At 59.7% G+C, this 26,698-nt stretch carries 21 protein-coding genes; 7 read left to right on the top strand and 14 right to left on the bottom strand.

Annotation, left to right across the window (positions count from 1 at the left end; all coding sequences use genetic code 11):
- Positions 1-255: 255 nt before the first annotated feature.
- The 4 genes from IFT99_RS10885 to IFT99_RS10900 all read left to right on the top strand — a co-directional run bounded on the left by IFT99_RS10885 (position 256) and on the right by IFT99_RS10900 (position 6,513).
- Positions 256-4,944: an RHS repeat-associated core domain-containing protein gene (locus IFT99_RS10885; protein ID WP_192132224.1), complete on the top strand. Its 4,689-nt coding sequence runs from the start codon at positions 256-258 to the stop codon at positions 4,942-4,944.
- Entirely contained in the window at positions 4,944-5,354 is a 411-nt protein-coding gene (locus tag IFT99_RS10890) for a hypothetical protein (RefSeq protein ID WP_192132226.1), read from the top strand. The genes IFT99_RS10885 and IFT99_RS10890 overlap by 1 nt, the downstream gene beginning before the upstream one ends.
- A 74-nt stretch (positions 5,355-5,428) precedes the next feature.
- Entirely contained in the window at positions 5,429-5,875 is a 447-nt protein-coding gene (locus tag IFT99_RS10895; RefSeq protein ID WP_192132228.1) for a hypothetical protein, read from the top strand.
- Between the two features lie 212 nt (positions 5,876-6,087).
- Entirely contained in the window at positions 6,088-6,513 is a 426-nt protein-coding gene (locus tag IFT99_RS10900; protein WP_192132230.1) for a hypothetical protein, read from the top strand.
- A gap of 368 nt (positions 6,514-6,881) precedes the next feature.
- Here the strand turns inward: IFT99_RS10900 and IFT99_RS10905 are convergent, their stop codons facing one another.
- The 6 genes from IFT99_RS10905 to prfB form a co-directional block, all read right to left on the bottom strand.
- Complete coding sequence (locus IFT99_RS10905) at positions 6,882-7,793, bottom strand: alpha/beta hydrolase (protein ID WP_192132232.1); 912 nt, start codon at positions 7,791-7,793, stop codon at positions 6,882-6,884.
- A gap of 99 nt (positions 7,794-7,892) precedes the next feature.
- Positions 7,893-9,170: a flavohemoglobin expression-modulating QEGLA motif protein gene (locus tag IFT99_RS10910; protein WP_065989910.1), complete on the bottom strand. Its 1,278-nt coding sequence runs from the start codon at positions 9,168-9,170 to the stop codon at positions 7,893-7,895.
- Positions 9,171-9,197: 27 nt separating this feature from the next.
- Entirely contained in the window at positions 9,198-9,755 is a 558-nt protein-coding gene (locus tag IFT99_RS10915; protein ID WP_192132233.1) for a cache domain-containing protein, read from the bottom strand.
- Positions 9,756-9,773: 18 nt separating this feature from the next.
- Positions 9,774-10,505, bottom strand: a complete 732-nt coding sequence (locus tag IFT99_RS10920) for a TetR/AcrR family transcriptional regulator (RefSeq protein WP_192132235.1) — start codon at positions 10,503-10,505, stop codon at positions 9,774-9,776.
- 110 nt (positions 10,506-10,615) lie between these two features.
- On the bottom strand, positions 10,616-12,118 hold the full coding sequence (gene lysS, locus IFT99_RS10925) for a lysine--tRNA ligase (RefSeq protein ID WP_192132237.1): 1,503 nt from the start codon (positions 12,116-12,118) through the stop codon (positions 10,616-10,618).
- A gap of 114 nt (positions 12,119-12,232) precedes the next feature.
- Positions 12,233-13,328, bottom strand: a protein-coding gene (prfB, locus tag IFT99_RS10930) for a peptide chain release factor 2 (protein WP_108120905.1) whose coding sequence is annotated in 2 segments (ribosomal slippage) — positions 12,233-13,255 and positions 13,257-13,328 — 1,095 coding nt in all. Because the reading frame shifts where the segments join, the coding sequence is not laid out codon by codon here.
- A gap of 439 nt (positions 13,329-13,767) precedes the next feature.
- Between prfB and IFT99_RS10935 the strand changes: the two genes are divergently transcribed.
- Entirely contained in the window at positions 13,768-14,502 is a 735-nt protein-coding gene (locus tag IFT99_RS10935) for a hypothetical protein (protein WP_192132240.1), read from the top strand.
- Between the two features lie 60 nt (positions 14,503-14,562).
- Here the strand turns inward: IFT99_RS10935 and IFT99_RS10940 are convergent, their stop codons facing one another.
- The 8 genes from IFT99_RS10940 to IFT99_RS10975 form a co-directional block, all read right to left on the bottom strand.
- On the bottom strand, positions 14,563-15,567 hold the full coding sequence (locus IFT99_RS10940; RefSeq protein ID WP_065989920.1) for a response regulator: 1,005 nt from the start codon (positions 15,565-15,567) through the stop codon (positions 14,563-14,565).
- A 45-nt stretch (positions 15,568-15,612) separates the two neighbouring features.
- The gene (cheB, locus tag IFT99_RS10945; protein ID WP_192132242.1) at positions 15,613-16,623 is read right to left on the bottom strand and encodes a chemotaxis response regulator protein-glutamate methylesterase; all 1,011 of its coding nucleotides are present in this window, start codon (positions 16,621-16,623) and stop codon (positions 15,613-15,615) included.
- Positions 16,620-18,956 (bottom strand): hybrid sensor histidine kinase/response regulator, encoded by a 2,337-nt coding sequence (locus IFT99_RS10950; protein ID WP_192132244.1) that lies wholly within the window; start codon positions 18,954-18,956, stop codon positions 16,620-16,622. The genes cheB and IFT99_RS10950 overlap by 4 nt, the downstream gene beginning before the upstream one ends.
- Positions 18,953-19,636 carry a chemotaxis protein CheW gene (locus IFT99_RS10955; RefSeq protein ID WP_065989925.1) on the bottom strand — a complete coding sequence of 228 codons (684 nt, stop codon included), beginning with the start codon at positions 19,634-19,636 and terminating at the stop codon, positions 18,953-18,955. The genes IFT99_RS10950 and IFT99_RS10955 overlap by 4 nt, the downstream gene beginning before the upstream one ends.
- Positions 19,633-20,979, bottom strand: a complete 1,347-nt coding sequence (locus IFT99_RS10960) for a CheR family methyltransferase (protein WP_192132246.1) — start codon at positions 20,977-20,979, stop codon at positions 19,633-19,635. Before IFT99_RS10960 ends, IFT99_RS10955 begins: the two co-directional genes overlap by 4 nt.
- A complete protein-coding gene (locus tag IFT99_RS10965) occupies positions 20,976-21,512 on the bottom strand; it encodes a chemotaxis protein CheW (protein WP_065989927.1) in 537 nt (178 codons plus the stop codon). Before IFT99_RS10965 ends, IFT99_RS10960 begins: the two co-directional genes overlap by 4 nt.
- A gap of 9 nt (positions 21,513-21,521) precedes the next feature.
- Positions 21,522-23,144, bottom strand: a complete 1,623-nt coding sequence (locus tag IFT99_RS10970) for a methyl-accepting chemotaxis protein (RefSeq protein WP_192132247.1) — start codon at positions 23,142-23,144, stop codon at positions 21,522-21,524.
- Positions 23,145-23,489: 345 nt separating this feature from the next.
- Positions 23,490-24,248, bottom strand: a complete 759-nt coding sequence (locus IFT99_RS10975) for a tellurite resistance TerB family protein (RefSeq protein ID WP_065989930.1) — start codon at positions 24,246-24,248, stop codon at positions 23,490-23,492.
- 256 nt (positions 24,249-24,504) lie between these two features.
- On the opposite strand from IFT99_RS10975, the gene ydcS reads away from it, so the two are divergent.
- A complete protein-coding gene (ydcS, locus tag IFT99_RS10980) occupies positions 24,505-25,656 on the top strand; it encodes a putative ABC transporter substrate-binding protein YdcS (protein ID WP_192132249.1) in 1,152 nt (383 codons plus the stop codon).
- 3 nt (positions 25,657-25,659) lie between these two features.
- Positions 25,660-26,697, top strand: coding sequence for an ABC transporter ATP-binding protein (locus tag IFT99_RS10985; protein WP_192132251.1), 1,038 nt, complete (start codon positions 25,660-25,662; stop codon positions 26,695-26,697).
- Position 26,698 lies beyond the last annotated feature (1 nt).

The raw sequence follows: 26,698 nt of genomic DNA on the forward strand, positions 1-26,698 counted from the left end.
GGTGACTGATGCTCTACAGGCCACGTTGTTCTTGGCCTGTAGGCGAGTGCGCAAGAAGTTGCGCAGGGGTGCGCAACTTCTTGCGCACTTTTGCTGTGTTATCCGGGTTGGCGCTCGCTGAAACCCGCCGTTTTATTTCTTAAGTTATTGATTTTGAATGGCTAATTAATAGCTGGCACAGCCCTTGATATCTCCGTGGCCCCCGGACTGGCATTTACGCCGTTCCGGATGGTTTTTTGAGCACGGAGAGCATCTTTGGCGCCCCCCCTAAATCCGCCCGTTGGTGGCGAGAAACGCGAACCTCAAGTGGCGGTTGTTCCGCTTGATCTGATTCAGGTCGAAGACGTTGGTCTTGGTGCGGCCAATTTCGATGCCTGGCTGCAGGAGATCAGCGGCGGGGTCGTCACGCTTGAGCGAATCAAGACTTTCGCCGGCGGGCTGCCGGTGGTCGGCAACATCATGGCGCTGGTTGATGCGCTGAATGACATTGCACGACTGGCGACCAGTGAGAAGCGCGATCCGCTGGATTGGGTGAGTTTGGGCATCAATCTGATTGGGATGATCCCCATCCCGCCGGGCATGGCGGCAGCGCGAATGACGCTGCGGCCGATGCTGTTTCTGGTGCGTCAGGAGATGCGTCAGGCGGGGAAGATGGTGCTGGGGGATGCGCTGATCGAGATTTTGATCGGGCACCTGAATGCCACGATTGTCGGGACACTTGATGACTTTGTGAGCCAGGCGCAGGGCAAGCTACCCGGGATTCTTGAAGATGCGGGGGCGCTGGGCGAAGGCGTCTTGTTTCAGATTGCCGACGGCCTGGAGAGCCTGGTCGACCCGAAGCTGAACGCTAAGGCTGATTTGCTTGAAGCGGAGCAGCGGGTCCATGCCACTGGGGATCTGTGGGCCTACGATCCAAAGGCTGCGATCGGCAATATCTTCGTTGCGGCTGCGGCGGTTTGTGTTGCTGCCGGCAAGGGCGCGGTGAATGGCGCTGCTGAATACCTTGTGCCTGAAGCGGTTAAAAAAGAGGTGGGCAGGCAGGCCAAGTTATTGCGTGATCTGGCTCCTCAGCTTCGCACCCAAATTACGGGGCTGGCGGATCCCGGAGCTCAGCATTCTATCGCTGCGTTACTGGTTACGTTGGAGGGTGCGGTTGTCAGTTGGCGTGCGCGCAATGGGCATGGTCAATCTTTCAACATCAAGCCGGGAGTTACTAATCAGGCCAAGCGCCGCGGCGGCGAAGGCAAACTTGAGGCTGTTCAGTTCGAGAAACCTGCCAACGCCCTGCCTAACGACCTGAAGGATTGTGCCTGCGCTACTACAATCGGAAGCATCAGTTTTGCAATGGGCTCGGAGTCGGTCAGTCATACCGATTTCAGTTTGCCGGGGCCGTTTCCCATCGAATGGACGCGGACTTATTGCTCAAGTCTGGATGCGTTTGATGAGGATGTTGTTGGCGCACGCTGGATTACGCCGTTTACCACGCGGTTTGATCTCGTCGGCGATGGCTTGGTCTTCCACGACGCCGATGGCCGCAGCCAGGAATTCCCTCTGCCCAAGGTCAAGCTGTTCCACTTCAATGCCATCGAAAATCTGACCGTCGTTCGCCTCAGCAAGGATCGGCTGTTGCTGATGCGGGGGCTTGAGCACAGGGAAACCTATGTTCGGCGGGGCAAACGGTTTGTTCTGATCAACAAGATGCTGCCCAACGGCGCTGGGGTCATGCTCCATCATGAGCATCAGCATGATGGGCGGTTGGTGCTCTCAGAGTTGGTAACTTACTCGGAGAAGGATCTCAACAAAGTCCATCTGCGCCTGGGTACGTTGATCGATGATCAGGGGCGGTTGACGGGTGTTTGGGAAGTACGTGATGGCGACGTCAAACGCCAACTGTGCGCGTATCAGTACGATGATTATTGCGATCTTGTTCTGGCTCAGGATGAGAATGGCGCCGCGTGGCGCTACGAGTATCAGAACCACCTGATTACTCGCTACACCGACCGCACCAATCGTGGTTTGAATTTGCAGTGGCAAGGAACAGGCCCCGACGCGAAAGCTGTCCGTGAATGGGCTGACGACGGCAGCTTTGATACTCGGTTGGCGTGGGATGAAAACATCCGCCTGACCTATGTCACGGATGCTCTCGGTCATGAAACCCGGCATTACTACGACAGCCTGGGTTACACCTACCGCATTTGCCACGCCGATGGGCGATCGGAATGGTTCTTCCGTGATTCCGCCAAGAACATCATCCGCCACGTCCACACCGACGGCAGCACCGACCGGTATCGCTACGACAAGCTCAGCAATCTGACCGAGCACACTCGCGCTGATCACAGCGTGATGAATTATGCGTACGACGATAAAAGCCATCTGATCAAGATCAGCGATGGCGAGGGTGGTCTTTGGAAACGGAACTACGACCTTCGCGGCAATCTGGTCGAGGCGACCGATCCGCTAGAGAACGTTACCGAATACGCCTACAACTCGTTCGGCCTTCCTACAGCGATCAAGGATGCCAACGGGAATACCAAGGCGCTGGCCTACAACGACGCCGGACAACTGGTTAAGTACACCGACTGCTCGGGCAAGGTGAGTAGCTGGGAGTACAACGAACGCGGCCAGATGGTTCGCTTTACCGACCCCGCTGGCTACAGCACGACGTATGAGTACAAAGCCGGCCAGTTAGTGCTGATCAAGCACCCGGACAAGACCGAAGAACGCTTTAGTCGCGACGCCGAAGGTCGTTTGCTGGCCCACTCGGACGGCCTTGAACGCTGCACCACCTGGCGTTACAGCGCTGCGGGATTTATCGCCGAACGCGTGGACGCCGCCGAGCAAACCCTGCGCTATCGCTGGGACAAACTCGGCCGTCTCGTTGCGCTGGAAAACGAAAACGAACGCCGCGCGCACTTTCATTACGACCCTGTGGGCAGGCTGTTGGAAGAGAGCGGTTTCGACGGTCGCTCGACTCGCTATCAATACGCCCCAGAAACGGGGCGCCTGGCTCAAACGGTTAACGGCCAACGCACTATCGCACTGACCTTCGACCCGATGGGCCGCTTGACGGAGCGCCGCGCCACCCTCGGCGAACAGTCCCAGAGCGAAACCTTTGCCTACGACGGCAATGGCCATCTGGTCATGGCAACCAACGCCGTGAGTCGCTTGCAATGGTTTCACGACCCGGCTGGCAACCTGCTGCGCGAGCATCAGCATTACTCGAATCTGGATAAACCCATGGTTGCGGTCTGGCAGCACGAGTACGACGCGCTTAACCACCGCGTCGCGACTATCAGACCGGACGGACATCGCGTCAGCTGGCTGACCTACGGCAGCGGTCATTTGCTGGGTATGAAGCTCGACGAGCACGAACTGCTCAGTTACGAGCGTGACGACCTGCATCGCGAAGTCGCCCGCCACCAAGGCAACCAACTCCTGCAAACCCAAAGCTGGGACCCGGCGGGACGCCTCCAAGAACAACTGCTAGGACGAGCAGACGACAAATCCACGCTCATCAAACGCGCCTACACCTACGACGCCGCCGGCCAACTCACCGACATCAATGACAGCCGCCGCGGGCCGCTCAGCTACCGCTACGATCCCGTCAGCCGGCTAATCAATGCGACTAGTCGCTTGGGTGTGGAAACCTTCGCCTTCGACCCTGCGAGCAACCTGCGCAACGAAACCGCCGCGCCCGTCCGCCGCCCACTCGACCCAGAACCAATTCAAAACAAACTCGTGGACAACCTGCTGCGCGACTACGCCGGCGGCCACTACGAATACGACGAACGCGGGAACCAGACCGAGCGCTGGACCAACGGCTTGCGCAGCGAACTTCACTGGGATCTCTTCGATCGCCTCGCGCATTTCCGAGATTCGCGCCTGACTGTCGACTTCGGCTACGACCCACTGGGACGTCGCCTCTACAAACTCTCAAAAGCCCACTACCGACCGAGCCCCGAAGCCGGTACCGGCTGGAACGAAAACGAACACGCCCGTAAAGAGCGCGAGCTCGGCTGCGGCTTCACCCTGTATGGCTGGGACGGCGACAACCTGGCGTGGGAAAGCAGTCCTCCGCCATACGCCGGTGCCCTGGGCCGAACCGTCCACTACATCCACGAGCCCGGCACTTTCGTCCCGGTGGCCCAGGCCATCCGCCACGAAACCATCCGTCTCGTAAGCCAGCCTACGTACGAAGGTCGCTACAACTTCAAAGAAGACCCGCTTTGGAACTACAAACCCGTCGCGCTGCCGATTGACGCACTCGCCTGGTACCAATGCGACCACCTCGGCACGCCCCAGGAAATCACCGACCAGACCGGCAACACCGCCTGGAGCGCCCAATACAAAGCGTGGGGAGAGGCAACCGAACAGCGCTCTGAATTCGCCCAACAGACTGGCCTAACCAACCCGATCCGTTTCCAGGGCCAGTACCACGACCACGAAACCGGCCTGCACTACAACCGGCATCGGTACTATGATCCAAGGGTCGGGCGCTTCATCAGCGAAGACCCGATTGGGTATCTGGGTGGACTGAACATCTACCAATACGGGCCCAACTCAATCAGTTGGGTCGATCCGTTAGGCCTGGCAAGTTCGACCGTCGGACTAGGGCGGAAACCAAAATCTGATAAGCCTAATCAAAACTGTAAACGCGCATGCAGAAAAAAATGGGAGGTCAATCGCTTTGATCGCATTTGTGAAGCGAAACTCAACGGCACCTTAGTTAAATATTATCGTGCAACGGGGACAGAGATGTGGTGGTCCGCTGACACTGAAGGTCACGGTGGTACAGCGTGGAAATTGATGGAGCAAGATAGCAACCATTTAATCCATATTCGTGATGTGAATATTTATGGGGACTTCATGAATAAACATAAAGGAAAAACGGGAAAAGTCATGCCTATGAAAGGCATGAAATGTCGGGATGCCAAAGGAATCTGATGATGATCACGAGCGCTGAAGAATTTAAGCGGTACGTAGAGAGCGAAATCGAGGATGAAAACGCGAAGGCGTTTGATCCAGCGCCTGATGAGGTCTGGTTCGACGTACTGCTAAAGTACCCTGAACTAAGCCGAGATGTTGTTTATAATCACACGATCTCGGTGGACGTATTGGAACGGCTATGCCTATGCGACGATATGCACGTGCGCTGGGAAATTGCCATCAAAAGAAGGATAAACCGAGCGATTTTCGAGCAGCTAGCTCGTGATAAAAGCATCATCATCCGGCACAGAATTGCCTGCAATCCCAAAGCGCCAGAAGACATCCTAGTTCAGCTAGCAGGAGATGAAGATCCGATTGTCTCGGCGGCCGCTAGAAAAAGAATAGCCCTTAAAAGCAACCGTGCTTAAGACCAGAGGGGGACAAAAGGGGACGGACCCCTTTAATTCGTAAATTTCAAATCGCTAAAGTGTAAGGATATAAAATGATTAATTCTGCCGAAGAATTTGTAGCGCTGCGCGACAGTGAGATAAAGGCCGAATACGACAGATCCGCCATGGAGGAAGCGCCAATTGCCGTATGGCGGGATGTGATAGAAAAATTTCCCGATCACAGGCGATGGGTTGCGCACAATAAAACCGTGCCGGTGGAGATTCTTGAAATGCTATGTGTGTTCGATGTTAGCACCAGATGGTTCGTGGCACGTAAAAGAAAGCTCTCTGCTGCGTTGTTTGAGCGTCTCTCACAAGATGAGGATTCTGACGTCCGGGTCGCAATATGTACCAATAAAAAGACTCCATTGGAAATCCTTGACCGACTGCGTCAGGATGTGAACGAAGACGTTGCTTGTGTGGCGACGGAAAACTACGAGCGTAGAATTGAAGAGTTGGAGAGCAAACAGGCTAGGACTAGTGGGGACGGCCCCCTTTAGTTCCAGGTGGGTTATGCGAAATACAATCTTGACCCAAAAAAGTAACAATAGTGGACAGTAAATAAAACAGGCCACGGGGAAACGCTTGAAAGTCCAAGATGAATCTAGCGTGTGGCTCGTGAATGCTGATATTTACGGAGGCCATAAGAGCAAGCATAAAAGCGGAGTCAGAAAGAATATAAATTTCAGATTTTTTAAGTGTAAGGTTAAAAATGATTACATCTGCTGAGGAGTTTGTAGCGCTACGGAATAGCTCCATCATAAGTGAATACGATAGAGCTGCAACTGAGGAGGCCCCGATTTCGGTATGGCGCGATGTAATAAAAAAATACCCGAACTCCAGGCGATGGGATTCGCATAATAAAAGTGTCCCATTAGAGATCTTAGAAGAACTATGCCAGTTTGATAGCACCGTCCGGCAGTTCATTGCAGCAAAAAGAAAGCTGTCACCGGCGCTCTTCGAAATTCTATCTTGGGATGAGAGTTATGTTGTACGCATAGCAGTGGCCGCCAACAAAGAAGCACCAATTACAATATTGGAAAGACTACTTAATGATCAAAACAAGCATGTTGCTCGCGCGGCAGAATACAAACTTAAAGAGACAAAAAATAAAAATAAGAATAGAAGCAGGGAGTAATTCCCTTTGAGTTCTTTCGCGTTAAGGCGGACAGCTTACAGTAGCTTATTGGGACGGCCCCCTTGAACTAGCGTGAGGATAAGTAGAAAGGCACTGCCCTTTGAACCGCTAGCTCAACCACCGGGGACAGATTAATTTACGGTCAAGCGTTGTAAATAAATCAGTCCCCTTATGAGTCCCCTTATGCACAGGGAGGACGGCCTAAAGATTTTTGGCGGCGAGCTCTTTAATCTTTGGTCTGAGTAGGAGTGAAAAACGCCCGGCCTTTTAAACCGCTAGTTCAACCGCCGGGGACAGATTAATTTACGGTGAAGCGTTGTAAATAAATCAGTCCCCTTATGCAAGTCCCCTTGTGCACTCTGCTCTGCTCACGGTTGAGGAGCCGGTGCCGCCTTGCCCGTTTGAGGATCAGGATAATTCGGAATTTCCCCCAGCCTGCGCAGCCCGTTGAAGTGCTGCGGATCGTCCAGATAGCGAACCATCACCTCGCGCCAAGTGGGGTCGCCGAAGGTCTGCACGTGAGGCCCGCGCGTGAGTTGCAGCACGCGCGGCGGTGGCGCGGCCTGATACAGGCTGATGCCGTTGTGCAGCGGCACTTGCATGTCGTCCAGACTCTGGAACAGCAGCATGGGCGTGCCCTTGAGTTGCGGCATGCCGTTGATGGCGCTGTCGCCGTCGGGGATCACCCACGATAGCGGCCGTTTGATGGGCCACGTCAGCCACGACGTGCTGAGGGTATAGCGGGCGACCTCACGATAGCTCGCCGGCACCCCATCGAGGACCAGCGCCTTGACCCGCGCGCGCTGCTGCGGATGTTCGGACAGGTAATGCACCGCCAGCGCGCCGCCGATGCTTTGGCCGAGCACCACGAGCGGTTTGCCCTGCACTTCAGGCGCCGCGTTCAGCCAGTCAAACGCCGCGTCGATGTCCTGATAAATGGCCGGCAGACTCGGCTCACCTTCCGACCGACCATAGCCGCGATAATCCACCAGCAGCACTTGATAGCCCTGCTCCGGCAACCACCAGCTCCCCGCCAGATGCCACGCCATGTTGCCGCCGTTGCCATGCAGGTGCAGCACCGTGCCCTTTACCGGTACGCCGGGCTTGGCCGGCAGAAACCACGCGTTGAGTTTGGTGCCGTCGGCCGCTGTAAGGGTGACATCGCGCCAGGCGAGGTGGGCCTTGTCCGGCGTCAGCGGCAAACCGCGTTCCGGGTAGAACAGCAATTCGCTGCAGCCACTGAGGGAAATGACCAGGAGCAAGGTAAGAAGAAGCTTCAAGCGATGTCCTTCAATTCTGGATGGGCGGACGACGGGAAACCTGACAAAGGCGCCGATGTATCAGCGCCCACAGACTCACAGACTCACAGACTCACAGACTCACAGAATATTCGAATAGTCCGCTTCGATCCGGTCCAGGCTCAGATGATTGAGGAAGTTGGAGAAACACATCCACGCCGACAGCGCATTCATGTCACGGAACTGATCGGGCAGGTATTTGGGCGGTACCACCAAGCCTTCGTCCACCAACTGGCGCAGCGTGCGCATGTCTTCCAGCGTGGTCTTGCCGCAGAACAGCAGCGGCACCTGCTCCAGCTTGCCCTTTCTCACGGCCAACTGGATGTAGTTGTAGACCATGATGAAGCCCTTGAGGTAGGACAGATCCTTGGTGAAGGGCAGCCCATTCGGTACCGAGCCCCGGAATACCCGACTGGCGTTGCCGTAGCTTTCGGACATGCCGAAGCCTTGCTCGCGATAGAACTCGAACACCTGCAAAAAGTCGGCGCCCTCCTCGGCCATGTGAATGGCGCGGGTACGATTGGTCAGCTTGCGCAGGCGGCTCGGGTAGGACGCAAAGCCGATGATCTCCATCAGGATCGCCAGGCCTTCCTGGGTCACTGTCGACGAGGGCGGGCCTTTGGACAGGAAGGTGCAGATAGGCTGATTCTGCCCATTGAGCGTGGTGCCGACGTGCACCAGGCCTTCATGGACTTCCAGCGCGCGCACGTCGCGTTCGTTGAACATCGCGTCACTGCGGATCTTGATGTAATCGGCTCCGGCTGCCGCGTCCGCCACGATGCCGTCGGATTCGAACACCCGGATCGTCTCTTCAGCCTCACCGAACGTGCGATTGAGCCGGGTTTGCAGCATGGCGACGGCGTCTTTGGCCGTCAGGATTTTCGGCTCGTCCTTGAGATCGCCGCGGCCGGCAATGTTGTTCAGGTAATCGGAGAGCATCATGCCGAGGTCGGACAGGGTCGGGTCGCCGGCGTGGAAAGCATCGGACGCCGCGCCGTACAGCTCCTGAGAGATCAGGCCGAAGTCGGGGGTGCCGCGTGCTTCGAGCATGCGGATGACCATCCGGTACTCTTTGCACATGCGGCGCATGATCTGCCCGACCGGGTTGAACTGGCCCAGCTGCCGGGTGATGTCACGCTCGATGTTCTGGAACTCCAGCTTCACCGCGCCGGAATCAAAGCCCAGCGGGCGATTCTCGTAGTACGCGCGATCCACCTCCGGCAGGTTTTTGCCTTTGCCGTCGAGGAAGGTCTTGCGGATGTTGTCATCCCACTTCACGGCATCAAGGACGCGGATCGGCGTCTGCGCCACCACGATACGATCGGACAACGTGCGAATAGTCTGCTGGTATTCGTCCACCCGGTACCCCTTATTGAACCGTTTGCGCTATTTGGTCATGCGCTGATATTGAGCTGCCTTGAGAAAGACGTCGGAATTGGCCGGGTCGTCGAGGTAGCCAAAGACCTTGTCCATGGGACTTGAGATCAGCATGCCGTCGCCCTTGACCGTATCGACCCGCTCCCCGTCCAGAAGCTTCTGCTCGACCAACTGCTGAAACCGCTCCAGGTCCAGGTCATAGACCACCAGTTCGTCGGCGCCGTTCTCGTTATCCATCAGGTCGAAACCGGCGATGACGTAATTGCCGCCGTATTTATCAGGCAGCGCGGCGGACACGTACCAGCGACTGCCGTGCCGCGACACGGTGAAGGGGTACTCGTCACGGTTTTTGCGATCGCCTTTGCGGTAGCTGACCGCTTTGTAACGGTCGGGGCCGGCGCGGCTGATTTCCAGTTCGAGCGGCTCGCCCCAGGCATTTTTGCTGCTCCAGGTGCCGAGCAATCTGAGCGGGGCGGTGTTGCTGACCGGAATCGGGTCCTTGAACGTCACCAGGCATCCGCTCAACAACGCGAACGACAGGGCGAGCAATACGCGCCAGCCTTTCATCAGGTTCTCCTTGAGGTATCAGCCAGCCATCGGCTTGGCAGTGCCCAGTACCAGATGCATCTGGCGAGTCAGAATAGCGAGCATTTCTTCGTCTGCGCCGGGGCGGGGCCCGTTGAGCAGCCCCTGATATTCCATCCGGCAGATGAGCCCCGTCAACACTTGGGCATCCAGCTGCGGCTGAACCGAGCCCATGACCTCAAGAAACTGGGCGCTGCCCTGCAACAGAATCTGCTGGTGGGCACTCACCAATGGTGCCAGACGCGGGTTGATCAGCGCTTCGAGGTGGAAGGCGTGCTCGGCAATGAGCTGGTCGCGGCGGGTCAGCAGTTGATGGCGCACGTACTCCATGGTCATTCGTGCGATCTCATCGGCCAGCCGGGCGCGGGCGTCGGCGCTGCCGTCATTGCGTGCGACCATCTCGCGCAGCAGCGCCTCGGTGTTGGTCCACAGCTTGGCCATGTACGCCGCGCTGCGTTCAACGTATTGCGCGAAGGCATCGGTGAGCAGGTCATCGATGTCCTTGAAATAGTAAGTGGTCGCGGAGAGCGGTACTTGCGCTTCGGCAGCGACTGCGCGATGACGCACGGCCCGAACGCCATCACGGATGAGGATGCGCATGGCCGCATCGAGAATCTGTTGCCGACGCTGTTCACTTCCCTGTCGACTCGCCTTGCGGCCCTGGTACTGAACACTCTGTGCGACTGCCGTGGCCAGGCCAGCGGCTCCCTTTTGAGCGATCGTGCGGTTCACAACTGGATTTCCTTTTCATTGAGTAGCAGGCGCGGTGTCTGCAGGAGCGTGGCCTGCGTGACTTTACAGACAAAAAAAAGCCGCCCTGCGCAGGCGGCTTGTTTTGACGCTTAGGCTTGCGGCCGCATGTGCGGGAACAGGATGACGTCTCGTATGGACGGCGAGTTGGTCAGCAGCATGACCAGACGGTCGATGCCGATGCCCTCGCCCGCTGTCGGCGGCATCCCGTATTCAAGCGCCCTGACGAAGTCTGCGTCGTAGTGCATGGCTTCATCGTCGCCCGCGTCCTTGTCCGCGACCTGAGCCATGAAGCGCTCGGCCTGGTCTTCCGCGTCGTTCAACTCGGAATAGGCGTTGGCGATTTCGCGGCCGCCGATGAACAGCTCGAAGCGGTCGGTGACGTTCGGGTTGTCATCGTTGCGACGGGCCAGCGGCGACACTTCGAACGGGTACTGGGTGATGAAGTGCGGCTGCTCCAGCTTGTGCTCGACCAGCTCTTCGAAAATCATCACTTGCAGCTTGCCCAGACCTTCGAAGCCCAGCACCTTGGCGCCGGCTTTCTTGGCGATGGCGCGGGCCTTGCCGATGTCGTTCAGGTCATCGGCGGTCAGCTCGGGGTTGTACTTGAGGATGGAGTCGAACACCGACAGACGCGCAAACGGCTCGCCGAAGTGGAACACCTTGTCGCCGTACGGCACGTCGGTGCTGCCAAGAACCAGTTGGGCCAGTTCGCGGAACAGTTCCTCGGTCAGGTCCATGTTGTCTTCGTAATCAGCGTAGGCCTGATAGAACTCGAGCATGGTGAACTCGGGGTTGTGCCGGGTCGAAACGCCTTCGTTACGGAAATTGCGGTTGATCTCGAACACTTTCTCGAACCCACCAACCACCAGACGCTTGAGGTAAAGCTCCGGCGCGATGCGCAGGAACATTTCCAGGTCCAGCGCGTTGTGGTGCGTCTCGAACGGCTTGGCCGCAGCACCACCCGGGATGGTCTGCAGCATCGGCGTTTCGACTTCAAGGAAGTCGCGTTGCATCAGGAAGCTGCGGATGTGGGCGATGACTTTCGAGCGAACGCGGAAGGTTTCGCGCACGTCTTCGTTGACGATCAGGTCGACGTAACGCTGGCGATAACGCTGCTCGGTATCCACCAGACCATGGTGCTTGTCGGGCAGCGGACGCAGGGACTTGGTCAGCAGGCGCACGTTAGTCATTTCGACGTACAGATCGCCCTTGCCGGAACGGGCCAGGGTGCCTTCGGCCGCAATGATGTCACCCATGTCCCAGGTTTTCACCGAGGCCAGGGTTTCTTCCGGCAGCGTCTTGCGGTTGACGTAGACCTGGATGCGGCCGGTCATGTCCTGAATCACCATGAACGAGCCACGGTTAAGCATGATGCGCCCGGCAACCTTGACCGGAATCGCCGCCTCAGCCAGCTCTTCCTTGGTCTTGTCCGCGTATTGTTTCTGCAGGTCGTTGCAGTAGTTTTCGCGACGGAAGTCGTTCGGGAAGGCATTGCCCTTGGCGCGCTCGGCCGCAAGTTTTTCCTTGCGCAGGGCGATCAGGCTGTTTTCTTCCTGTTGCTGGGCTTGCGGGTCGAGTTGTTGGTCGCTCATGTCTTGATTATCCATCACAGGTTCGTGGCCCTTCGTCTGGCCGGGAAGCGCGACAAAGGATCGCGGGCGGCGACGTCATGATGACGCGCCCGACCCGCAACAGTGGTGTGGCGATTACAGGCCCTGTTTGAGGCTCGCGATCAGGTATTCGTCGATGTCGCCATCGAGCACCTTGTCGCAATCGCTGCGTTCGACGCTGGTGCGCAGGTCTTTGATGCGCGAGGCATCGAGTACGTACGAGCGGATCTGGTGACCCCAGCCGATATCCGACTTGGTGTCTTCCAGCGCTTGCGAGGCCGCATTGCGCTTCTGCACTTCCTGCTCGTACAAGCGCGCCCGCAGCATCTTCATCGCGGTGTCTTTGTTGGCGTGCTGGGAACGTTCGTTCTGGCAACTGACCACGGTGTTGGTCGGCACGTGGGTAATCCGGACCGCCGAGTCGGTGGTGTTGACGTGCTGACCACCGGCGCCCGAGGAGCGGTAGGTGTCGATACGCAGGTCAGACGGGTTGATGTCGATTTCGATGTTGTCATCGATTTCCGGCGAAACGAACACTGCCGAGAACGAGGTGTGACGGCGGTTGCCGGAATCGAACGGGCTTTTGCGGACCAGACGGTGGACGCCGATTTCGGTGCGCAGCCAGCCGAATGCGTACTCGCCCTTGATGTGCACCGTGGCGCCTTTGATACCGGCGACTTCACCGGCCGACAGCTCCATGATGGTCGCGTCGAAGCCGCGCTTGTCGGCCCAGCGCAGGTACATGCGCAACAGGATGTTCGCCCAGTCCTGGGCTTCGGTGCCGCCGGAACCGGCCTGGATGTCCAGATAGGCGTTGTTCTGGTCCATCTCGCCGCTGAACATGCGACGGAATTCCAGTTTTTCCAGCGCCTCACGCAGGCGCTCGACTTCAGCGGCAACGTCGTCGACGGCGGCCTGGTCTTCTTCTTCGGCGGACATCAGCAACAGGTCCTTGGCGTCCACCAGGCCGGTGCTCATTTCGTCGAGGGTGTCGACGATCTGCGCCAGCAGCGAACGCTCGCGGCCCAGTTCCTGGGCGTACGACGGGTTGTTCCAGACGTTTGGATCTTCGAGCTCGCGGTTAACTTCGGTCAGACGATCATGTTTGTGATCGTAGTCAAAGATACCCCCGAATGGTTTCGGAGCGCTCGGACAGGTCCTTGATGCTGTTTAGGATCGGGTTGATTTCCATGGTAGGCAGCACTCGCAGGCGATTTTCACAAAGCCGGCGAGTATATCGCAGTCATGGAGGCAGGGCACGCCTGAGCGTCCGGAATGACAGCAATTAGCGCTGCCCCTTATCGGGTAATGGCCGACGGGGCGCAATCGCGAATGGCTATTCGGGGTATGGCGCTGGTGAACCCGCACGGCAGTCCGTTGCGCGCATAAATGCCACCTCATACACCCGTTTTCGATGGCGGGGCGTATCTATAACCATCGGGAACCAGAGCGACGTGGTTCACGAACGAACGCTAAGTATCTGGGAAACCTTTAATGCCGTTGTCCATTAATTGCTTAGACCCAATGGCGATAACATCAACATCCAATCAATATTTAAACCAGCTGGAAGCCTCAACCTGAAAGGCTATGATCATCAAGACCAATCTCTCCACAACAACGAGTCACCAAACATGAAAAGTCATTATCCCGCCCCTAGCGTTACAGGCGTCACTGACGGCATTTTGGATTTGGTAGAAACCGATCTACCGATTATCGAAGTTAATTACCCAACCCTCGACAAGGCGCACTCAGTAAGCGTCATGTGGGAAATCTACGGCAAGGAGCAGCATTGGATATACTGCTGCGAGCTTCAACAACAATCACCGGGCGAAGACTCGCACTTCCAAAGGACGCCACGGCATTACTATTCCAACACGCTGTCACGCATGGGCTTGATTAAAGTCTGGTACAGCGTATCCATCGAAAATGGACCATCTGTTGATTCGGAGCCATTGGAATTCGAAGCTACCTCCGCTGGTTCAGGGCCTCCTCCAATTGGAAGCGTCGGGAGCATCGCGGTGCGAGAGACAATAAAACAACACGAAGGCCTGTATCCTACGATTGTTAATGTGGAAGTGAGAACATCCGCTCTCGGTGAGGGGGCCCACATCTTTGCCAAATGGGAAAACATGACAGCTCAGCCAGCAAGAGTAACGTGGAGCAACTCAATCAGCGAACTTTTATGGGAGCTAGCCCCTCTTACTTCAGACTCTCGGCTGGCAGAGTTCCTGCTCCCCATTAGCGAGATTAACAAGTGCGACGGAAGCCACGGCTACTTGACGCTCCATAATTCATTGGGCTCTGCTGCTTACTCGATTCGACTCTGCGTAAATACTAGCTGTGATCCCGGCCCCACCAAACCTTGAAACCCTTCATACCGGTTCAATCAAGAGTGGCTCGCCCACTCTTGATCAATAATAAGTCGTTTACCCCACCGCCACCTGATTGCGACCATTGTGCTTAGCCGCATACAGCCCCTGATCCGCACTTTGAATCAACTGGCGACTGTGGCTGCCCACTTGCGGGACGACAGTGGCCAGACCAATGCTGACCGTCAGGCTGGAGCCTTGGGTCGGGGCGACGTGGGGGATATTCATGCCGGCGATGGTCTGACGCAGTTTTTCAGCCAGCAAACGCGCGCCGCCCGGGGAGGTGCTGGGCAGCACCAGCGCAAATTCTTCGCCGCCGTAACGCGCCGGCAGGTCGGAAGGACGGCTGGAGTTGGCGCGGATGGCTTTGGCGACCTGACGCAATGCCTCGTCACCTTCGAGATGGCCGAAGGCGTCGTTGTAAGCCTTGAAGTAGTCGACGTCGATCATCAACAGCGAGATCTGGGTCTGCTCCCGGGTGGAACGGCGCCATTCCAGTTCCAGGTACTCGTCGAAGTGGCGGCGATTGGACAGGCCGGTCAAACCGTCGGAGTTCATCAGCCGTTGCAGCACCAGGTTGGTGTCGAGCAGCTGTTGCTGACTGACCCGCAACGCACGATAGGCTTCGTCGCGCTGCAGCAGCGTCATGTAGGAGCGCGAGTGGTAGCGAATGCGCGCCACCAGTTCGATGTTGTCCGGCAGTTTGACGAGATAATCGTTGGCGCCAGCGGCAAAGGCGGCGCTTTTGATCAGCGGGTCTTCCTTGGTCGAGAGCACAATGATCGGAATGTCACGGGTCTTCGGATTGGCGCGGTACTCACGCACCAGTGTCAGGCCGTCCAGGCCGGGCATGACCAGGTCCTGAAGAATCACGGTCGGCTTGATGAGGATCGCTTGGGCTATCGCCTGATGCGGGTCTGCGCAGAAATGGAAGTCGATGTTGTCTTCGTGCGCCAGCCCGCGGCGGACAGCCTCGCCGATCATGGCCTGATCGTCGACCAGCAGCACCATCGCAGCGTTTTCATCCGTGGCGTTCAGATCGTCCAGTTGCAAATCATGCATGCGGGGTCTCCTGGTCACAGGCGGGCTGTGAAATCACCTGGAAATTCATTGGGTGAATACCTCCTTCAAGCGAGGTGCGATCGAGTCCAGTGAGCGAATTTCCATGGCGGCGTCGATCGCCGCAGCCGCTTTAGGCATGCCGTACACCGCACAGCTTTCCTGATTCTGGGCGATGGTGAGAAAGCCCCGCTGACGCATCAGCTTGAGTCCCTGCGCACCATCACGGCCCATGCCGGTCAACAAAACACCCACTGCGTCACCATTCCAATAGCTGGCCACACTTTCGAAAAACACGTCGATGGAGGGCCTGTAAATTTCGTTAACCGGCTCTGCGGTGTACGCCAGCGTGCCGTTCCTGAGCAGACGAATATGGTGGTTGGTGCCTGCCAGCAGCACCGTGCCCACTTGCGGCGGCTCGCCATCGCGCGCCAGCCTGACCTCAAGCCCCGAAGAGCCGCTCAGCCATTGCGCCATCCCTTCGGCGAATACCTGATCCACGTGCTGCACCAGCACGATGGCGGCCGGAAAGTCATTCGGCAGCGCCTTGAGCAGTATTTCCAGCGCGGCGGGCCCGCCAGCCGATGAGCCGATCGCGATCAACCGCTGACGCTGTGCCGACTCGCGCACCGGGGGCGGCACGGGGCGCACCCGCGTGTCCCGCTCGCCAATGAGCCAGCCTATATTAAGTATCTTGCGCAACAAAGGCGCGGCGGCATCCCTGGGGTTGCCGGCCCCCAGCGCAGGCGTGTCGACCACGTCCAGCGCGCCATGGCCCATGGCTTCGAACACCCGATGCACATTCTGCTCGCGATCCACGGTGACGATAACGATGGCACACGGCGTCGCCGCCATAATACGTCGAGTCGCCTCCACGCCGTCCATCACCGGCATGATCAGGTCCATCAGTATCAGATCGGGCTTTTGCTGGACGCAACGCTCGACAGCCTCGGCGCCGTTACTGGCCACCCAGACAATCTGGTGCGCCGGCTCGAAAGCCAGCGCGCGACGCAGCGCCTCCACCGCCATGGGCATGTCGTTGACGATGGCGATCTTCATCCCTGCGCATCTCCTATCAACTCAACGACCGCATCGAGCAACGCGTCGTCGTGGAAACTGGCCTTGGCCAGATAGTAATCGGCGCCGGCGTCCAGGCCGCGGCGGCGATCTTCTTCACGGTCCTTGTACGACACCACCATCACCGGCAGCGATTGCAGGCGGCTGTCGCGACGCACCAGCGTCACCAGCTCGATGCCGTCCATGCGCGGCATGTCGATGTCGGTGATGAGGAGGTCGAAATCCTCACCGCGCAGGGCGTTCCAGCCGTCCATGCCGTCTACGGCCACCGCCACTTCATAGCCACGACTGAGCAACAGTTTGCGTTCCAGTTCGCGCACGGTCAGGGAGTCATCGACCACCAGCACGCGCTTGCGCACCCGTGCGTCAGCCTGACGACTGCGCCGGTCGATGCGTTCCAGGCGTCCGGTATTGAGCAGTTTCTCCACCGAACGCAGCATGTCTTCAACGTCGATGATCAGCACCGCCGAGCCGTCGTCGAGCAACGCGCCGGCGGAGATGTCCTGAACCTTGCCCAGGCGCGGATCCAGCGGCAACACCACCAGGGTGCGTTCGCCGATGAAACGCTCCACGGCAACCCCATACACCGCATCGCGCTCGCGAATCACCACCACTTTGAGCACGTCTTCACTGTGCTGGCTGGCCGGACGGTTGAGCAGCTGAGTGGCGGCTACCAGCCCTACGTGGCGCTCTTCATGCCAGAAATGCTGACGCCCTTCCAGCTGTACGATTTCGTCGGCGCGCACGTCACGCATGCGCTCGATGTGCGCCAGCGGAAAGGCATACGCTTCGCCGCCGACGTCCACCACCAGACTGCGCACCACCGACAAGGTCAGCGGCACTTCGAGATGGAAACGGCTGCCCCTCCCCGCGCGCTGGTCCAGTTCGACGCCGCCACGCAGCTGCCGGACCATGTGCTGAACCGCATCCAGACCGACGCCTCGACCGGACACTTCAGTGACCTTGTCGCGCATGCTGAACCCGGGCAGGAACAGGAAGCTCAGCAGTTCCTCCTCGCTCAACTGCGCAGCGGTTTCGGCGGGCGAGAGTTTGCGATCGATGATGCTTTGGCGCAGACGCTCAAGATCCACCCCGGCGCCGTCGTCGATCAGCTCGACCACCAGCAAACCGGCCTGGTGAGAGGCCTTCAGCTTAATCAGCCCCTCGGCTGGCTTACCGATGGCGACGCGCTGCTCGGGCAGCTCGATGCCATGGTCGACGGCGTTGCGCAGCAAGTGGGTCAATGGCGCTTCAAGTTTTTCCAGCACGTCGCGATCGACCTGAGTCTTTTCGCCGTCGATCTCAAGCCGCACCTGCTTGCCCAGCGAGCGGCCCAGATCACGGACCATGCGCGCCTGCCCCGCCAGCACGTCGGCAAACGGTCGCATGCGGCAGGCCAGCGCCGTGTCGTAGAGCAGTTGCGCGCGTTGCGAGGCCTGCCAGCCGAACTCGTCGAGGTCCGCCGTTTGTTGAATCAGCAAATGCTGCGCTTCGCCGAGCAGCCGCCGCGCTTCGTCCAGCGCCTTCTGCGCGTCGGGATCGGTGTTGGCGCCGAGCAAGGCTTCGAGACTGTCCAGCGCTCGGGTCGCACCGGTCTGGGTGCGTTTGACCCGTTGCATCGCGGCCAGATACGGCTTCAGCCGTTGGGTCTCGACCAGCGACTTGCTCGACAGGTCCAGCAGGTTGTTCAAGCGTTCGGCGGTGACGCGCAGGACCCGTTCGCCGGTCTCGACCACACGTCGTTCACCGGGACCCTCCGCTTTGAGCGCAGGGTCCGGAACGGGTTCGGCAGTGGAAGCTGCCAGCTCTTCAGCCGCCGAATCCTGCGCCGACTGAAGCGAGGTGACCAGCGACTGCGCGTTGGCCAGCAGGATGTCTTCGAGGGAAGGCAGCGCGGTCGGCACCAGCATGGCTTTCATCGCCGGATCGTCGCTGACCATGTTGTTCATCAGCGCCACATAGCCGTCGACATCTGCCTGAGGCACGGTGGCGCCAGGCGTGGCGATGCGCATCAGCAAATCGGTGCCCATCAGCAGCGCGTCGATATGCTCGGGCAGCAGGTGCAATCGCCCTTCCTGGGCGCTGACCAGGCAATCTTCCATGACGTGGGAAACGCTGACGCCGGCGTTGACCCCGACAATACGCGCCGCGCCTTTCAGCGAATGGGCCGCGCGCATGCACGCTTCCAGTTGATCGGCCTGGGTCGGATTGCGCTCAAGAGCCAACAGGCCTGCGCTCAACACGTGGGTCTGCGCTTCCGCCTCCAGGGTAAAGAGTTCGAACAGCGACGCATCGCGCATTTGATCGGGCGTCATGTCAGGCTCCGGTTCACAGCCGACAACAGGTGGTCTTCATCGAGCAGGCGCAAGCTGCGGTTTTTCCATTGCACGACGCCTCGGGTGAAGCGCGCGTTGCTGTTCTGCGTCGACGCCGAGGCACTGTCCAGCAGACGCGCCTCAATGGCATGAATGCCGTCGACTTCGTCCACTGGCACCACCACCGGACCGCCGTCTGCCGAAACGATCAGCATGCGCGGCAATGTTCGGGCGTCACCCACCGGCGCGACTGAAGGGTCCAGCCCGAGCAGTTCGACGAACGACAGGCACGCCACCAGGGCGCCGCGCACATTGGCAACCCCCAGCAAGGCGCGGGAACGCTGGTGCGGAAGGGAATGAATGGCTTGCACCGGCGACACTTCCACCAGACACCGGGTCGGCAGACCGAGCCACTCTTCGCCCAGACGAAACACCACGGTCGAGCGGGTTTCGACGTCGACGGCCAGCGCATCGGTGTGCATCGACACGCGCTGCTCCTGCGCCAGCGAATAGCGGTCGAGCAAGCGCGTGGCTGCGGCCGAGTAGACGGAGCAGTTACGGCAATGAATATGATCGGCAAGCAGCGGACAGGAGCGGTCGCCATGGATGCCAATGCGGTTCCAGCAGTCGTCGATCGCCTCGGCGTCGTCGCTGACCAGCTCTGTGTGTACGCGACTCATCCACTGTGTCCTTCTTTAGTGACACCCCGTGCCGCGCGCTCCTGCAGCCGCCGGGCCCCTGCGCTGTCGCCCTGGGCGGCGAGGAGCGCGGCCAGTTGCGCCAGGGTTTCCGGATGCTGTGGTTGCAGATACAACGCCTTGCGATAAAACCCTTGTGCCGCGCTCGTCTCCCCCGCCACTTCGCTGAGCAGGCCCAGCCAGTAAAACACCGGCGCCACGGGGTCGAAGCGCTTGAGGTACTGCTCGCACGCCACCTTCGCCTCGCCACTGCGGCCTTCGTTGGCAAGGACGGCGATGCTGCGCAGCAACTCGGCTGCTTCGCCGCTGCCAGCGCCCGGCGCCGCAGGCTTGATGTCCGGTCTGAGCGCAGCCCTGCGTTCTTCAGCCAGCGCAGGATCACCCAACAACCTCGGCGCAAAGGCCTGGGGTTTAAGGGTGCCGCGCGACGGGGCCGAGCGAGCAGACGTTGAGTAAGCAGGCAAAGCATCGTTTCGCGACGGCGGCATGGCTGGGGCAGTCAGCCCGCCGTGGGGTTCGGAAACGGCCTCGTCACGCCGACGAAAGGCAAAGGATTGGGGAATGCCGATCGACACCATGCCCATGCGCCCGAGCAGGCTGCCCTCGGCGGGGCCGATAAACAGCACGCCGTCGTCGCGGGTCATGCGTTTGAGCGCCTCGAAGCCCTGACGCTGAGTCTCGACGTCGAAGTAGATCAGCAGGTTGCGGCAGAACACGAAATCGTAGGCCGACTGCGCCACCGGCATGGCGGGATCGAGCAGGTTGCCGGACTGAAAGCGGACCTGATCACGTACGCGCATCTCCAGACGATAGCCCTCTTCGGCCGCGTTGAAGAAACGCTCCCGAAAACCCAGTTGATCCCCGCGAAAGGAGTTCTTGCCATACACGCCCTGGCGCGCGCGCTGGATCGAAAGCGGGCTGATGTCCACCGCCTCGACGCTGAACTGCGGGCCTCGCAAACCGGCGTCGAACAGCGCCATGGCGATGGAATAAGGCTCCTCGCCGGTGGAGCACGGCAGGCTGAGAATCCGCAGCGGACGCACGCCATTGAGCTGCGCCAGTCGGGCATTGGCCAGCTTGCCGAGGGTGACGAAGGATTCCGGGTAACGGAAAAACCACGTTTCGGGGACGATCACCGCTTCGATCAGCGCCTGTTGCTCGTCCGCCGAAACCAGCAGCGTCTGCCAGTAATCGTCGTGGTCCCGCGCCTTGGACAGCGTGCAGCGCTGACGCACGGCGCGCTCAATGATCGCCTTGCCCACCGACGCGACGTCCAGCCCGATGCGGTCCTTTAGAAAAGCGAAGAAACGCGCATCGCTGCTCATGGCGTGGCCTCGAAGGCATCCAGGCTCATGGGCTGTTCGGGAAACAACAGTTCGCGCACAGCGTCGCTGAGCAAGTCTTCCACGCGTATCCACTGCAGCAGGCCGTGTTCGTCTTCGCGCACCGGCCCCAGATACGGCGCTTGGGCGTTGTCCAGGCCGTAGGCTTTGAATTCATGGGGCGAGCAGCGCAGCGTGTCGGTTGCCTGTTCGAGGATCAACCCCAGCTCACGCGGGGGACGATCGCCGCCGAGGCGATAGTGCACCAGCACCAGCCGCGTGCTGGTGCGCAGCTGGGACGGATGGCCGAAGGTCAGCGCGCTGAGGTCGATGACAGGGACGATTGCACCCCGGTGGGCGAATACACCGGCGACCCAGTGCGGCGCTTGCGCGATGGGCTTGAGCACCAGCCGTGGCAGCACTTCGGCGACTTCTGTCGCTTGCAGCGCATAACGTTCCGCACCGATACGGAACAGCAGAAACAGCTTGCTCTTCGGCAATACCGCAGCGCTGCGCTTGGCTGAATGCTCGATCATGGGCCTGACTCAGACCTTGAAACGCGAAACGCCGCTACGCAGCCCCACCGCCACCTGGCTCAGCTCATCAATGGCAAAGCTGGCCTGACGCAGGGATTCAACGGTCTGGCTGCTGGCGTCACCCAACTGCACCAGCGCCTGGTTGATCTGTTCGGCGCCGGTGGCCTGGGCCTGCATGCCTTCGTTGACCATCAAGACACGCGGCGCGAGGGCCTGCACCTGATGAATTATCTGCGAAAGCTGCTCGCCGACCTGAGTCACTTCGTACATGCCGCGACGCACTTCTTCGGAGAATTTGTCCATGCCCATGACGCCCGCCGACACCGCCGACTGGATCTCCCGAACCATCTGCTCGATGTCGTAGGTGGCCACGGCGGTCTGGTCGGCCAGGCGCCGGACCTCGGTCGCCACCACGGCGAAACCACGGCCATATTCGCCGGCTTTTTCGGCTTCGATGGCGGCGTTGAGCGACAGCAGGTTGGTCTGGTCGGCGACTTTGACGATGGTCACCACCACCTGATTGATGTTGCCGGCCTTCTCATTGAGGATCGCCAGCTTGGAGTTGACCAGATCGGCCGCGCCCATGACCGAGTGCATGGTTTCTTCCATGCGCGCCAGGCCTTGCTGGCCGGAGCCCGCCAGGATCGAAGCCTGGTCCGCCGCCGAGGTCACTTCGGTCATGGTGCGCACCAGATCCCGGGATGTTGCGGCAATTTCCCGCGACGTCGCGCCGATTTCCGTGGTGGTCGCAGCGGTCTCGGTGGCCGTGGCTTGTTGCTGTTTGGAGGTCGCGGCGATCTCGGTCACCGAGGTGGTCACCTGAATCGACGAGCGCTGGGCCTGGGACACCAGTGCGGCGAGCTCGGCGACCATGTCGTTAAAGCCGGTTTGCACCGATCCGAACTCATCGTTGCGGTCCAGTGCCAGCCGCGTGCTCAGGTCGCCAGTGCGCATGATGTCGAGGATCTGCACGATGCGGTTCATCGGCGCCAGAATTGCGCGCATCAGCAACAGGCCGCACGCAGCTGCTGCCAGCAGAGCGATGATCAGCGAGATGCCGAGGGTGATCTTGGCGCTGGAAACTGCGGCCTGGATGGCGTCGGACGCCTTGTCGGCGACCACCTTGTTCTTGGCGCCGAGTGCATTGAGTTCCTTGCGACCCTCAAACCACGCGGGCGTGAGTTGCTCGGCAAACATCCGTTGGGACAGCGCATAGTTATCGCCCTGATAGGCCGCTAGCACACCGTTGAGCACTAGCTGATAGCGCTCGCGCAACTGCAGAAACTGGGCGAAGTCATTGCGATCGGATTCGTCGAAGATGCTTTTCTGGTAATTGACGATCTGCGCCTGCAGGCGGTCTTCGAAGTCTTTGTACTGGTCTTCTTCAGCGCTGGTGAGGTCGCGTCCGGCGCCCTCACTGAGTAAATGCTGAGTGGCTACGTAGCTTTCAACCCAGGCGCCGCGCACGGTGCTGCTGTAAAAAACGCCGGGCAGCGCGTCCAGCCGTACGGCATCGCCACTGCTCTCGATCACCAACAAGCGATTGAATGCCGCAACCACCATCAACAGCATGATGGCGATGATGACAGCGAAGCTCGCCAAAATCCGTTGACGCAACGTCCAGTTCTTCACAGTCAGCCCTCAAGGGTTCAACGCCGGCATGACCGGGTTCAAGAAGCGGACCGACAGATGGTCCAAAGCGAGCGGGAGTATAGCCTAGTGCCTTACCGACACTTGGGGTGTTTCTGACGAGGAAAACGCCATAACACACAGCCATATCGGAAATGTCTTACACGCTATCGGCTCGATGTGGCGTTGCTTGATGGTACGAATGCGCCGCGGGCGGATGTCTGGGCGGGACTTCTGTAGCGAGGAACAAGAATGTGGGTCAGGCCCCAGTGGTTGTGGGGCCTGACCCAACAGGTTTGCGGCTATTGGCCGTCGTATCCGTGCCGGATCGCAGGGCGGACTGACGGTTTACGGCTGGGCCTGACGCACCTGCTGCTCAAGCTCGGTCTTCAACGCCGGATCGAGTTTCAGTTGCTTGGCGAGTTCGTCCAGGTAAGCGCGCTCCATGAAGTGCTCTTCGTCGACCATCATCACGCTGGCCAGGTACATCTCCGCGGCGATTTCCGGGGTTTGCGCCGCACGGGCGACATCGACAGGGTCCAGTGGTTTGTTCAGCTCGGCGTGGAGCCACTGCTGCAGTTCGTTGTCGCCGGTGATGCGGGTGAACTCGCCTTCGATGAGTTCGCGCTCACGGTCGTCGACGTGGCCGTCAGCCTTGGCCGCGGCCACCAGCGCCCGCAGGATGGCCTCGCTGTGCTGTTCAACCTGGGCCGGTGGCACGCGGTCAACGGTTTGCGGCTCAACCGGTTGCGCCACCCCCTGACTCGCCTGCCAGTTGCCATAGGCCTTGTACGCCAGCACGCCCAACGCTGCGAGCCCGCCGTAGGTCAGCGCTTTGCCGCCCATTTTGCGTGCGCCTTTGTTGCCCATCAGCAAGCCCATCGCGCCCGCCGCCAACGCACCGCCGCCAGCACCGGAGAGCAGCCCGCCAAGGCTGCCGCCCAGCTTGCCTCCCAGACCGCTGCCGCCGACCTTGCCAAGCAGATCGCCAAGCCCGCCCTGCCCGTTTTGCCCGCTTTTGCCGCTCTTGTCGTGAGCGCCGGCCTTGTTTTGCAGCAGGTCCTGACCGGATTTCAACAATTGATCAAGTAAACCGCGCGTGTTCATGACTTCACCTTCAGAAATGGGGACAGACGATTCGACCCGCAGGTTAAGGCGAAGGCACCGACGCACGTCGGGCGGGTTTGCTTCTGAATGTTGCGGCGACTGAGCGTCCAGAGTCAGGACGGGTTTTCACTCAACCGCATCCGCCTGCAGGAATGGGCTCGGTATTTGCTGCGTGAAGTTTGTCGGGGATCGAACGGGGCACTACGCTCTGCACCACCGATCTCTGCCCAAACCACCACCATGAGGCAAACCCACCATGTCCGTGCACAAGACCGCGATTCTGAGCGCCGTGATTACCGCACTATTCACCAGCGGCGCGGTGCAGGCCGCTGAAGCACTCACGGCGGTGGGCGATGGCGAGGGGCAGCTGGATATCGTGGCGTGGCCGGGTTACATCGAGCGAGGCGAAAGCGACAAGGCCTACGACTGGGTGACCGGCTTCGAGCAGGAGACCGGCTGCAAGGTCAACGTCAAGACCGCTGCAACCTCCGACGAGATGGTCAGCCTGATGACCAAGGGCGGCTATGACCTGGTCACCGCGTCGGGCGACGCGTCGTTGCGGCTGATCGCCGGCAAGCGCGTGCAGCCCATCGACCCCACGCTGATCCCGAACTGGAAAACCCTCGACCCGCGCCTGAAAGATGGTCCGTGGTACACGGTTGAAAACAAAACGTACGGCACGCCGTACCAGTGGGGCCCGAACGTGCTGATGTACAACACCAACGTGTTCAAGACGCCGCCGGTGAGCTGGAGCGTGGTGTTCGAGCCGCAGGATTTGCCCGATGGCAAGCCGAACAAGGGCCGGGTCCAGGCCTATGACGGGCCGATCTACATCGCCGACGCCGCGCTGTATTTGAAGACGGCCAAGCCGGAACTGAACATCGTCGATCCCTATCAGCTCACCGAGACCCAGTACAAGGCCGTGCTCGATCTGCTACGCGCCCAGCAGCCGCTGGTTCATCGCTACTGGCATGACGCGACGGTGCAGATGAGCGACGTGAAAAACGAAGGCGTGGCGGCGTCGAGTTCGTGGGGCTACATGGTCAACGGGCTGGTTGCCGACAAACAACCCGTGGCCTCGACCATCCCCCAGGAAGGCGCCACCGGCTGGGCCGACACGACGATGTTGCACGCCGAAGCCAAACACCCGAACTGTGCCTACAAATGGATGAACTGGTCGCTGCAACCGAAAGTTCAGGGTGACGTTGCCGCCTGGTTCGGCTCCCTGCCGGTGGTGCCGGACGCCTGCAAGGGCAACGCACTGCTCGGCGCCGAGGGCTGCGAAACCAACGGATTTGACCTGTTCGAGAAAATCGCCTTCTGGAAAACACCCCAGGCCGAGGGCGGCAAATACGTGCCGTACAGCCGCTGGACTCAGGATTACATTGCGATCATGGGTGGACGTTAAGCCATGACCCACGCTGTCCAGTTCACCCAGGTCTCGCGGTTGTTCGGCGAGGTGAAAGCCGTGGACCGGGTGTCCATCGACATCCAGGAAGGCGAGTTCTTTTCCATGCTCGGCCCCTCGGGTTCCGGCAAAACCACCTGCCTGCGCCTGATCGCAGGCTTCGAGCAACCCAGCGCCGGCTCGATCCGCATTCATGGTCAGGAAGCCGCCGGCCTGCCGCCCTACCAGCGCGACGTCAACACAGTGTTTCAGGACTACGCGCTGTTCCCTCACATGAACGTGCGGGACAACGTCGCCTACGGCCTGAAAGTAAAAGGCGTCGGCAAGGCCGAACGGATCAAGCGCGCCGACGAGGCACTGAACATGGTCGCCCTTGATGGCTACGGCGCACGCAAACCCGCGCAACTGTCCGGCGGCCAGCGCCAGCGTGTAGCCCTGGCGCGGGCACTGGTCAATCGCCCGCGGGTGTTGCTGCTCGACGAACCCCTCGGCGCCCTCGACCTGAAGCTGCGCGAACAGATGCAAAGCGAACTAAAGAAACTGCAGCGCCAACTGGGCATCACGTTCATCTTCGTCACCCACGACCAGACTGAAGCGCTGTCGATGTCGGACCGGGTCGCGGTGTTCAACAAGGGCCGCATCGAGCAGGTCGATACGCCACGCAATCTGTACATGAAACCGGCCACGACCTTCGTGGCAGAGTTCGTGGGCACCTCCAACGTCGTGCATGGTGAACTGGCGCAGATGTTGAGCGGCAATCCGGGCGCGTTTTCGATTCGACCGGAGCACATCCGTTTTGCCGAGGGCGGCACTGTGACGCACGACATTCAGCTCAGCGGCGTGCTGCACGACATTCAATACCAGGGCAGTGCCACCCGCTACGAGGTCAGACTGGACAACGGCCAGACGCTCACGGTCAGCCAGGCCAACGATCAGTGGCTGGACGCCGGCGCGCATCATCGACCGGGGCAACCCGTCACCGTTCGCTGGGCGCGGGAAGCGATGATTACGTTGCATGACACGCCGGTTGAGGCGCAGTGAG

It is taken from the genome of Pseudomonas sp. CFBP 8772 (genome assembly GCF_014841665.1).
Taxonomy (GTDB): Bacteria; Pseudomonadota; Gammaproteobacteria; order Pseudomonadales; family Pseudomonadaceae; genus Aquipseudomonas; species Aquipseudomonas graminis_B.

Excerpts from the sequence above, each read along its gene's own strand:
- IFT99_RS10895 (WP_192132228.1), top strand. The coding sequence starts at position 5,429 with ATGATTAATTCTGCCGAAGAATTTGTAGCGCTGCGCGACAGTGAGATA.
- IFT99_RS10935 (WP_192132240.1), top strand. The coding sequence starts at position 13,768 with ATGAAAAGTCATTATCCCGCCCCTAGCGTTACAGGCGTCACTGACGGC.
- IFT99_RS10975 (WP_065989930.1), bottom strand. The coding sequence starts at position 24,248 with ATGAACACGCGCGGTTTACTTGATCAATTGTTGAAATCCGGTCAGGAC.
- IFT99_RS10940 (WP_065989920.1), bottom strand. The coding sequence starts at position 15,567 with ATGCATGATTTGCAACTGGACGATCTGAACGCCACGGATGAAAACGCT.
- IFT99_RS10950 (WP_192132244.1), bottom strand. The coding sequence starts at position 18,956 with ATGACGCCCGATCAAATGCGCGATGCGTCGCTGTTCGAACTCTTTACC.
- cheB (WP_192132242.1), bottom strand. The coding sequence starts at position 16,623 with ATGAAGATCGCCATCGTCAACGACATGCCCATGGCGGTGGAGGCGCTG.
- ydcS (WP_192132249.1), top strand. The coding sequence starts at position 24,505 with ATGTCCGTGCACAAGACCGCGATTCTGAGCGCCGTGATTACCGCACTA.
- IFT99_RS10915 (WP_192132233.1), bottom strand. The coding sequence starts at position 9,755 with ATGAAAGGCTGGCGCGTATTGCTCGCCCTGTCGTTCGCGTTGTTGAGC.
- lysS (WP_192132237.1), bottom strand. The coding sequence starts at position 12,118 with ATGAGCGACCAACAACTCGACCCGCAAGCCCAGCAACAGGAAGAAAAC.
- IFT99_RS10985 (WP_192132251.1), top strand. The coding sequence starts at position 25,660 with ATGACCCACGCTGTCCAGTTCACCCAGGTCTCGCGGTTGTTCGGCGAG.
- IFT99_RS10965 (WP_065989927.1), bottom strand. The coding sequence starts at position 21,512 with ATGATCGAGCATTCAGCCAAGCGCAGCGCTGCGGTATTGCCGAAGAGC.
- IFT99_RS10960 (WP_192132246.1), bottom strand. The coding sequence starts at position 20,979 with ATGAGCAGCGATGCGCGTTTCTTCGCTTTTCTAAAGGACCGCATCGGG.
- IFT99_RS10955 (WP_065989925.1), bottom strand. The coding sequence starts at position 19,636 with ATGAGTCGCGTACACACAGAGCTGGTCAGCGACGACGCCGAGGCGATC.
- IFT99_RS10890 (WP_192132226.1), top strand. The coding sequence starts at position 4,944 with ATGATGATCACGAGCGCTGAAGAATTTAAGCGGTACGTAGAGAGCGAA.
- IFT99_RS10900 (WP_192132230.1), top strand. The coding sequence starts at position 6,088 with ATGATTACATCTGCTGAGGAGTTTGTAGCGCTACGGAATAGCTCCATC.